Here is a 10,061-nt window from a genome sequence, read left to right as displayed (position 1 = left end):
GGGAGAGAGGTGAGGCGTAATATCCATTCGTATTTGTTCGTTGATTATTCTTACCTAAGGTATATTAGAATTTATCGATCCCTATTTCGGCAGCAGACTTATTAGACAAGCCCATATTTTTAGCTATATCCAAAAGATTAAAGATAGAAGTCTTATCTCCTTCATCATTGGCCATACTTCCAATTTTAAACAATAGATTCGATAAAGAAAGATTTTTTAATTCATCGGATGAGATCCCAAACTGATCAATAAACTTGCGCATATTCACCTTAAAAGACTGTCCATCCTCACTGGAAAAGAAAGTATCTTTTATTTGTTTTAACACCTCACTATTGTCCACTACTTTATCGATACTCTTTCCGTTTGATATGGCCCCCATTATCTGGTTAAAAAACATGGTTTCACCACCTACAATATCAATATTGGCAGCCTTCAATGCTTCACTAATAACTTTAGCCTGCGCTTCTGCAATATCTTTTTGAATATGTATTTTAGCCAGTTGAATCTCTTTTTCTTTACCCAGTTTCAACTTAAACTCTTCATGTTCTTTACCAACACCGTCTAATTTCTTCATGGCAGCCGCTTTCATCTCAATCCCTTGAGCTTCCACACTAAACTTCTCGCTATTAACACGATTTACTGCCATTCCTTCTTTTTCAGTGGCTGCGGCTTTGGCTTCCACCACAGTTGCTTCTGCCATTCCTTTTTGTTGTATGGCTTCGGCTTGAGCTTTTGATGTGGCTTGAATAATTTTAGCTTCTGCTTCTCCTTCTTTTTCTTTGGCTTGGGCTTTGGCTTCAATCACCTGCGCTTCCGAAATACCAAATGCTGCTGCTTCTGCAGCTTTAGCTTCTGCTAATATCTTAGTTGCATTGGCTTCCTTATCAGCAGCCTCTTGTGCAGCCTTAGCTTCCATAATACGCTGCTCAGTTCTAAATTCAGCTGCTTTCCTATTCGCCTCCGCACTTTTGATCTCTGTCACAAGGTTTGTTTCCGCTTCTTTCTCTGCCTCTTTAATGGCTACTAACTTGTTACGTTCTGCTTCAGCTTGTGCCTGTGTATCTTTTATTTTCTCCTCTTCTACTACTACTGACTTCTGAACTTCAATACGATCACGAATCACTTCCTGCATTTTCTTCTGTTCTGCTTCCAGCGCCTTTTCTTTTTCCAAACGAGCCATACTTACTACTCTTTCTCGCTCATTCTCTTCGATTTGCTGATCTTTTAATACAGCTTCATTTTCAATAGCTTCGGTACGCTCTTTATTTTTTCGTGCTACAATAATCTGGCGCTGTTTATTTTCTTCAGCCACCAAAACTTCTTCCTCCGTAGCAATGCGGGCATTCTCACTTATTAACTTCTGCTCCTGCTCTACTTTAGCAATCTCAGCTTCCTCTCTTGATTTGATATTGGCAATCTCTCTTTTTTGCTTTTCTTCTGTTTCAGCCAGTTGTTTTTGAAGTTGCAACACTGTTTCCTTTGCTTCCACATCCTGCTTGGTAACCGTCTTTTCCTTATCTCTTCTAATCTGATTGGAAAGAATTTGTTGTTCAGCTGTTATACGAGTGATTTTTTTAATACCCTCCACATCCAGGATATTATCCGGAGATAATACTTCAATCGATGTCTGTTCTAGATAGTCAATGGCACAATCATCCAAAACGTAACCATTCAAATCTGTACCTATGGTTCTCAGTATCTCCAACTTAAATTTTTCACGAGAATTATAGAGTTCCACAAAATCGAATTGTTTACCCACCGTTTTCAATGCTTCAGAAAATTTGGCATCAAACAAATCAACCAACGACTCCTTATCAGAAGCTCTATCACAACCAATAGCCTGTGCCACCTGAATCACATCCTCCGCTGTTTTATTCACACGAACAAAGAAATTTACTTTGATATCTGCTCTCAGATTATCTTTGCAAATCAAGCCCTCCTTACCTTGACGAGCAATGGTCACTGTTTTTAAGGTGATATCCATCACTTCCATCTGGTGAAGAATGGGTATCACAAATATGCCACTAAAAGACACTTTTGCACCACCTTGACCTGTACGTACCAACGCCTGACCTTGTGTTGCTTTTCGGTAAGTTTTAATTACCAAAATGATAAATCCAACAGCAATTATAACTAATGCTATTATTACAAATTGAGGTAATCCATTCATTTTGTTTAGTTTTTATAAGGTTCTATTAAATAAATTTTCTGTTCGGATAGATAGTCGATCACCAGACACTGATCTCCTTTTAATAATGAATACTGTTCCTCAGTAGACATCACATTGATCATAAATGAAGAACCATCTATCTTAATTTCGGCCTGCCCCATTTTATTATGTGTAGCATCTAGGGTAACAATACATAATTTCCCAGTTAGTTTTTTATTGCTTTCGATATCGCTGTCTGCTTTTTTAAAAAGCTTAACAAAAGGGCGCGTTAAAAACTTAGTAACAAAGGCACTGACAAATATATTAGGAATCAAATATACAATGGAAAGTAAGAACGAATCATCATTCAAATGGTAATTCATTAACATGGAAATCACCCAAAGTGACAAAGAAAAAAAACTGAGAATCAGCATCAAAGGTATTTTACCTAAATTGAAAAATGACAAAGCAGAGTTTACCCAAAGAATGGAATCTGTAGCACTGATATCTACATCCGCATCTATATCGGCATCTGCGTCAATATCAAAGGAATCCACATTAAAAACACCAACGATCACGGTCAACCAATACACCAAAACCAGCAAGAGAAGTGAAGTTGGGATGATATTCATCATCGAAAAAGCTGCATTAAATGTTTCGCTCATATAGGCTTGAAATTAGGTCGGCTATTTACCATGCTTTTAGGCATCGTACGTCCATTTTATTAAAAACATACCAAAAATAATAAAAAATATTTTTTTTCGATACACCAAGGTACTTTACATATAAAATTTAAGAAAAATGATTTAATAAAACCTCATTATAAACGAAGTCAAACCCCTATCAATCGGTAATTTATCAATATAAGAATTCACAGCAAAGCTAAAAAAACAAAACTCAATGACTATATTTGTACACTATATCATTGAACTAACAGATACACAATGCCCATAAAAACCAATAGCCTTCATTCCATCAAGAAGGAGCTACAACTGCTTCCCAAAGAGGTCGTTATAGAATATTGCTTAAGAATGACTAAATATAAAAAGGAAAATAAAGAGCTATTAAACTACCTATTATTCGAAGCAGACTCAGAAGATGACTATATTGCAGCATTAAAAGAGGATATCAGCAAGGCCTTTGAAGAAATTAATCAGCAAACATTTTACTATACAAAAAAAAACATCCGGCGCATCCTTAAGATGACAACCAAACATATCAAGTATTCTTCCAAAAAAGAAACGGAAATAGAGCTACTTATCTTTTTCTGTCAGCAAATGCAAAATTGCGGTGTTTCCTTTAGGGATAGCCCTGTAATGCAGAACCTTTACAAACGACAAGTAAATAACATAGAAAAAGCGCTCCATAAACTTCACGAGGACATTCGAATTGATTATGAAGATGATATAGAAGAAATTCAAAAAGGATGTTGCCTTTCATAGGAAAACGATAACAAATATTTAATATCTATCAAAAGATATATACGATGGGAATACTAAGAACGATTAAAAGTGACTACGAGATATATGAAAACCACAAAAAAGAATGCTTGGTAGCCATAGAAAGAGAGGATGCGAAAAAAATAAAAATATATTACAAGAAACACAAAGGCAAACAAAACATGCCCGACGATATCATTCCAGGCTTTAAGTTTGTAAAAGATGAAGAATTTGATTCACTAAAGATTGATTTTGCCCACCCTCTCACTTTTAAAATTAGAGACCTATCTAAAGTGAAGTAAGGTAGGAAACAATAAATACAAACAAAAATACAGAGACTACACTCCCATTATTAACTTTATACCAAGTGCGTTTTCTGAAAGCTATTTATTATTTTCTAAAACATTTTCTATCCTTTTGATGAAATCCATTGAATAGTCTTTGTCTTTTGATACGTGAACCAAAAAATGAAAATATGGTTTACGTTTAACCGAATTCTTTTTTTGTTTTTGTTGGGCTGATACATCAGCAAGTGTCAGAAAGCATATAATTAATAAGTTGTTCACTTAAACAAGTCGATTTACTCAATTCATCACTATGAATCAATTTAATGAAGGAATAAGATCGTGCGAGATAATCCTTTAAAAACTGATACGAACTTTCAGCAATATGGCGGTCATCTTCAGGAAACTGATTGTAAACAATAGTGGTAAGATGGAGCTGATTATTGATACAAAAATCGATACTCAATAAAGTATGATTTATACTTCCTAAGCGAGAGGAACTCACCAAAACAAGAGGTAACGCACTGGTTTGAAGAAAATCAGATAATAGCAAATTGTTACTTAAAGGGACTGCTAACCCTCCTGCCCCCTCGGTTAACAACAATTCATATTGTTTTTGTAGCCGAACAAATGCCTTTTCTACTTTTTTTACCTCAAAAGGTCGTTGATCAATTTCTGCCGCCAGATGAGGTGAAGCCGGAAATGAATACAGAACAGGGCAGGTTTCGCCTTTCTTATCAACTGGCAATAAATCCATCTCCATCATGTTTCGGTGTGCTATTATATCCTCCGCAAGCTCCTCACATCCTGTTTGTACCATTTTTGTGGTAATACAATTAATACCAGCCTTTCTAAAGTGATAAGCCAATAAGCCTGTAATATGGGTCTTTCCGCAATCGGTATCGATTCCACTAATAAAAATTTGCTTATGCATAGTTATTTCTTTTTTGCAATAATGATCATTGGATGATAGGTTAATGTTACCTTTTGGTCTTGATTGGTAAAAAGCAACCCATAATTGCGGATAAAATCATTTAGCTTCATTATACCCAAAGGTGTTTTTCTGACACCATTTACGCCCGTATGTTTCATATGCCGCAACACTTCAAGTGGGTGACTAAACTCTTTTACTTCGGTCCACTCCTGACTAAAAAGAATAGTATACTTAGGGCGCAGTAAAGTACATATTTCGCTCATACACAAATAGTCAAGTCCAACACCTGTTAGTGCTTTTATTTCTTTATAATTATGGCAACCGAAAGTACTAAAAGCCAATAGACCATTTGGCTGAAGGCTATGAGCCACTTTGTTAAAAAAAGCAGGAATATTTTTAAACCACTGTATCGTAGATCCTGAGATAACTGCATCCAGCTGATGTGGAAAATCAACATCCTCGGCATCGCCTTCAATAAAAGGTATAGTCATTTTGTAAACCTTTTCTAACTCCTGCACCTTTTGCTTAGAAGTTTTGGCAATATCATTGACCGTTAAGTTATCAAATTGCAACTTTTCGATAATACGATAGGTCAGAAAACCTGTTCCTGAACCGACTTCAAATATATGCCCAAACGGTCTATCGCAAGCTACGCAAAGTTCATCCATCAGCTTTTGGGCCATATATTCTTGAACGCTGGCTTCATTTGCATAACTCTCCAGTCCCTTATTAAACTGTACTTTCACAAAGTTTTTATCAATAAGATTCATCATTTATAAACGTAAAATAACATCCCAACTTAGGAGTTGTAAAAAAGGATAGTGAGGCAAATCCATAAACTTACAATAGGTTTTACTTTGCCAATAATTAACTTGATTTTGGGCTGTAAATATGGCATCATCATTTCCAATAATTGCAGTATTGAACTTGAATTCAAAGTCTTTGTGCACGTTGATTTGCTTGTAAAGTGAGGCCAGTTCTTCTTTCTGATTTTCGATTGTTCTTTTACCAAAGATAGTAGCATGGGCCTCATATTTGCTTTTCGCTCCAATGGTACGCATCAAAAAAAGTTCTCTATTTGATTTATTCCATCCCTTTAAAGTTCCTTCAAAAACAGAAGGACGAATACCCTCCTTTGCATTGATAGGATGGGGTGTTCCATTGATTGCAACAGCTTTGGAGATAGCTAAACTACTTCTATTAAAAATAAAAGAAGCCACCCAAACACCCAAGGACCAAGCCACAACATATATCTTTTCGTAATGAGAATATTCACACTCATTAAAATCTATAGTGCGGTAATCATTAAATTCAACAAGGTCATAATGATCTGATTGCATATGATCAACAGCTGAATGATCCATCCCCCATCCATTGAAAAACAATATCACATTTTCATACTTATTTCTTATTCTCCATTTTTTAGTCATCACTGGCTGATCTTAATAGTTGTTGTAAAGGTTTTAAATCGTCAATCAACATATGAGCACACAATGAAAAACGTAAACGTGCCCTACCTTGGGGTACTGTAGGGTAACGAATTGGCAGTACATGATATCCATGCTGTTTTAATTGGAGTGACTTACTAATGGCGTCTTCATTAGAACCTATTATAAAGGGAATAATATGGGAGTGCGATGTCGTATTTAGTAAATCAGAAAACTGCACAGAAAGACACTTGAGATCTTCCCTTTCTTTAGTCATGTCTTGCATTTTTTCAAAAACAAAACTACTCCAGGCCATATTAATAGGAGGTAGCGCAGTGCTAAAAATAAAAGCTCGCGAATGGTTTATGAGGAAATCTTTGAATATCTGCTTACAAGCTACAAAAGCACCCACCGATGCCATGGCTTTCCCCATGGTACCGACGATAAAATCAACTTCTGAAGCACAAGCCAACTCCTCTGCACATCCTAAACCCCTCGCACCTCGAACTCCCAAAGCATGAGCCTCGTCAATATATAATAAACAATCGTAGCGTTCTTTTATATCAACTAAGCGAATCAAATCTGCTACATCGCCATCCATGCTAAAAACACTTTCACTAATAATAAAAACATGTTCGTAACAGCTTCGATACCTCTTCAGTATTTGCTCCAAATGAATATAATCTAAATGCTTGTAACGTATAAAATCCGCCTGACTCAGTTTAGCTCCATCAATGACACTTGCGTGGATAAACTTATCTGCCACAATTAAATCTTTCTTACCAGGCAAGGCTGATAAAACACCCATATTAGCATGGTATCCGCTGTTAAAAACCAACGCAGACTCCATTTGATAACTATGGGCAATCTGCTGCTCCAAATTCAAATGCTGTTTTAAACTTTTACTTAACAAACGAGATGAAGATGCACTAAATTCAAAGTTCTCATTGTATTTTTCCAAAAACTCTTCTCGAAGTTTAACATGGGTATTAATCCCCAAATAATCATTGGAGCATAAATCGTACAAACCAAGAGTCTCCTCGGTGGGTAAAACACGATCATTACTCTTCGCCTTTAAAAGTTGTAATTCTCTAATATATCTATCCATTCTATGCGTATATTTTTCTTATTACATTTCGGATACCTAGTATCAAAGCACTTAACTCATCTGTAGAAATAATAAAAGGAGGCATTGTATAAACCAATTTTCCAAAAGGCCGTAACCATATACCTTGCCTCATACATTCCTTTTGTATAGCTCCCATATCAACATTTTCTTTCATCTCAACAACACCAATAGCCCCCAGACATCGCACATCAGCAACAGCCTCCATATTACTTAAAGAAGAAAGTCCTTGTTTTAATTGTTGCTCAATATGAGCAGTATTGTATCTATTCTTTTTAAGTAGTTGAATGCTGGCCAAGGCAGTAGCACAAGCCAATGGGTTTCCCATAAATGTGGGACCGTGCATAAAAACGCCCGGCTCACCTTTTGAAATAGTTTGAGCAATCTCATCGCTACACAAAGTGGCAGCAAATGACATATAGCCACCGGTCAAAGCTTTACCAATACACATAATATCAGGACTAATTTCAGCGTGTTCACAAGCAAATAACTTCCCTGTTCGGCCAAAACCTGTTGCAATTTCATCAGCAATAAGTAACACATTAAATTGCTTACACAAAAGATACAATTGCTTCAAATATTCGGGATGATAAAAGCGCATTCCTCCAGCGCCCTGCACGATAGGCTCCAGTATGAAAGCAGCCAGGTGCGAATGGTTTTCTTGAAGAAATTCACTTACAGGAACCATCTCGCTTTGATCAAAGGCTTTTCCATAAACAGATTTAGGAGAAGACAAAAAATGTTGAACAGACAATCTATTGTTAAAAATATGATGCATTCCGGTAACAGGATCACACACCGACATAGCGTGCCAAGTGTCACCGTGATAACCATTTTTAATGGTCACAAACTGATTCTTCCCGGACTTATGTTGCGATTGCCAATACTGCATCGCCATTTTCAACGCCACTTCAACTGCTACCGAACCCGAGTCGGAATAAAAAACATATTTTAAACCTTTAGGAACGATCTCTAATAAAGCATTTGCCAGATTCACTGCTGGACGATGTGTTAGACCTCCAAACATAAGGTGAGCCATTTGACTACACTGCTCTGTTATGGCTCTATTTAATGCTGGGTGATTATATCCGTGTATGACTGACCACCAGCTAGACATTCCATCTATCAACCGTTCACCACTCTCCAACTCTATAAAAACACCTTCAGCTTTTTCTACCAAAAGACAATCTTCTTCAGATGTAGCAGAAGTATAAGGATGCCAAACGTGTGCTTTATCGAACGCTAAAATCTGCTTACTATCCATCATGAAATTTCAAATCCTGCGTTTTTAAAATCAACTCTATCCTCCTGTATATTTGAACCTACTGATGTAAGATAATCACCCGTGAGAGCCGCATTCACACCGGCTTTCAAAGCCTTATCCTGATAATGTTTAATCTGTACTCGTCCTCCGGCAAATCGTAAATAAGCATCCGGATGGATAAAACGAAACACCGCAATCGTCGTCAACACTTCCTCCTCTTTCAATGGCGGAACATTTTCTAAAGCAGTACCTTTAATGGGCTGTAAAATATTAATTGGAATGGACTTAACACCTAGGTCGCGAAGTAAAAACGCCATTTCAATACGTTGCTCCATTGTTTCTCCCATCCCCATTATACCACCTGAGCAAACCTTTAAGCCAACTTTCTGCGCCATTTTGATGGTCTCTATTTTTTCTTCAAGCGTATGCGTACTCATCAGCTTGGAAAAAAAAGAAGGAGCTGTTTCAATGTTACAATGATAGTGTTCCACCTGAGCTTCATTCTTTAAACGGAGCATTTGTTCCTCATTAATCAAGCCCATCGAAGCACAAAGTTTCATCTTGCTTTTTTTAGCAATCTCCTTAAAAACAGGTATTAATTCATCAAGGGTTCGATTGCTTACTCGGCGACCACTAGTTACCAATGAATGTCGTAATACCCCTTGTTCTGCATTATCAAGCGCTTCTTGGAGGGCTTGATCTTTATCTACCATCTCATATTCTTCAATATTGGTATGATGGTGCCTGGACTGTGAACACCATTTACAGTCCTCACTACACTTCCCCGATTTTGCGTTGGTTATAGAACAGAGGTCAAAAGTATTGCTACAAAAGTGTTTTCGAATTTCATTGGCTGCTTCATATAGCTCTCTCTTGTGCTCTGTACGACTTAGTTGCAAGGCCTCTTGCGAACTGATCAAATGCCCATCTAACACCTTCTTCTTTAAAAGTTCAATCATATCATTTCACTATTACAATTGTTAAAAAAACAAAAGCCTATACTTTGCTCCGGGCAAAATATAGGCTTTTTATATACATCATTATTTATTCTATTGTCACGATAACAATCACTACTGTCAGTCACCACTGGTAAAGTTGCCGCAATATATATTGGATTTTCAAGTGGCTCTTTGCCGCCTAAATCAACTTCTTCATCATCGTCCAAGTAAAACTGACTATCAAGCTGAAAGGCTGCATAGCTCTTCAACAAGGCTAAATCACACAAGTCAATAGACAAGTGAGCTATCTTTACAACCTGCTTCAAACTAGAAAACACAGCATATCCTTTCCTACTCCATCGAGAGAAAACGACTATATTATGCTTTTTTTGTTGGCTTTTTAACATGATTATAAAAAATATTATTACGCCTTGAAATAAACTTACTGAACAAAACTACAAACAAAATTATTGAATTAAAAATCGTTGAATCTAGAACTC

The 10,061-nt window shown here is 36.7% G+C and carries 11 protein-coding genes; 2 read left to right on the top strand and 9 right to left on the bottom strand.

The genetic code is table 11. From position 1 onward, the window contains the following. Positions 1-64: 64 nt before the first annotated feature. Both CYTFE_RS0120495 and CYTFE_RS0120490 read right to left on the bottom strand, forming a co-directional pair. Positions 65-2,170: a flotillin family protein gene (locus CYTFE_RS0120495; protein ID WP_027473345.1), complete on the bottom strand. Its 2,106-nt coding sequence runs from the start codon at positions 2,168-2,170 to the stop codon at positions 65-67. Positions 2,171-2,175: 5 nt separating this feature from the next. After that, on the bottom strand, positions 2,176-2,814 hold the full coding sequence (locus CYTFE_RS0120490; protein ID WP_027473344.1) for an OB-fold-containig protein: 639 nt from the start codon (positions 2,812-2,814) through the stop codon (positions 2,176-2,178). Between the two features lie 366 nt (positions 2,815-3,180). On the opposite strand from CYTFE_RS0120490, the gene CYTFE_RS0120485 reads away from it, so the two are divergent. Beyond that, positions 3,181-3,591 carry a hypothetical protein gene (locus tag CYTFE_RS0120485; RefSeq protein ID WP_154665709.1) on the top strand — a complete coding sequence of 137 codons (411 nt, stop codon included), beginning with the start codon at positions 3,181-3,183 and terminating at the stop codon, positions 3,589-3,591. Positions 3,592-3,635: 44 nt separating this feature from the next. Beyond that, entirely contained in the window at positions 3,636-3,890 is a 255-nt protein-coding gene (locus CYTFE_RS0120480; RefSeq protein WP_027473342.1) for a hypothetical protein, read from the top strand. 223 nt (positions 3,891-4,113) lie between these two features. Here the strand turns inward: CYTFE_RS0120480 and bioD are convergent, their stop codons facing one another. The 7 genes from bioD to CYTFE_RS0120445 are packed head-to-tail and all read right to left on the bottom strand — an operon-like array spanning position 4,114 to position 9,968. Beyond that, on the bottom strand, positions 4,114-4,806 hold the full coding sequence (bioD, locus tag CYTFE_RS27480) for a dethiobiotin synthase (protein WP_044213770.1): 693 nt from the start codon (positions 4,804-4,806) through the stop codon (positions 4,114-4,116). Positions 4,807-4,808: 2 nt separating this feature from the next. After that, complete coding sequence (locus tag CYTFE_RS0120470) at positions 4,809-5,579, bottom strand: methyltransferase domain-containing protein (RefSeq protein ID WP_027473341.1); 771 nt, start codon at positions 5,577-5,579, stop codon at positions 4,809-4,811. Continuing rightward, positions 5,580-6,236: a pimeloyl-ACP methyl esterase BioG family protein gene (locus CYTFE_RS0120465; protein ID WP_027473340.1), complete on the bottom strand. Its 657-nt coding sequence runs from the start codon at positions 6,234-6,236 to the stop codon at positions 5,580-5,582. Further along, positions 6,229-7,341, bottom strand: coding sequence for an aminotransferase class I/II-fold pyridoxal phosphate-dependent enzyme (locus tag CYTFE_RS0120460; RefSeq protein WP_027473339.1), 1,113 nt, complete (start codon positions 7,339-7,341; stop codon positions 6,229-6,231). The genes CYTFE_RS0120465 and CYTFE_RS0120460 overlap by 8 nt, the downstream gene beginning before the upstream one ends. Before the next feature lies 1 nt (position 7,342). Further along, positions 7,343-8,626, bottom strand: coding sequence for an adenosylmethionine--8-amino-7-oxononanoate transaminase (gene bioA / locus CYTFE_RS0120455; protein WP_235208269.1), 1,284 nt, complete (start codon positions 8,624-8,626; stop codon positions 7,343-7,345). Continuing rightward, entirely contained in the window at positions 8,623-9,582 is a 960-nt protein-coding gene (gene bioB, locus CYTFE_RS0120450) for a biotin synthase BioB (protein WP_027473337.1), read from the bottom strand. Before bioB ends, bioA begins: the two co-directional genes overlap by 4 nt. Continuing rightward, a complete protein-coding gene (locus tag CYTFE_RS0120445; protein WP_027473336.1) occupies positions 9,579-9,968 on the bottom strand; it encodes a hypothetical protein in 390 nt (129 codons plus the stop codon). Before CYTFE_RS0120445 ends, bioB begins: the two co-directional genes overlap by 4 nt. Positions 9,969-10,061: the final 93 nt, after the last annotated feature.

Origin of the sequence: Saccharicrinis fermentans DSM 9555 = JCM 21142 (genome assembly GCF_000517085.1) — a bacterium.
Classification (GTDB): Bacteria; Bacteroidota; Bacteroidia; order Bacteroidales; family Marinilabiliaceae; genus Saccharicrinis; species Saccharicrinis fermentans.
The sequence above is the reverse complement of the archived record's forward strand: the minus strand, read 5'-3'. Positions and strand labels throughout refer to the sequence as shown.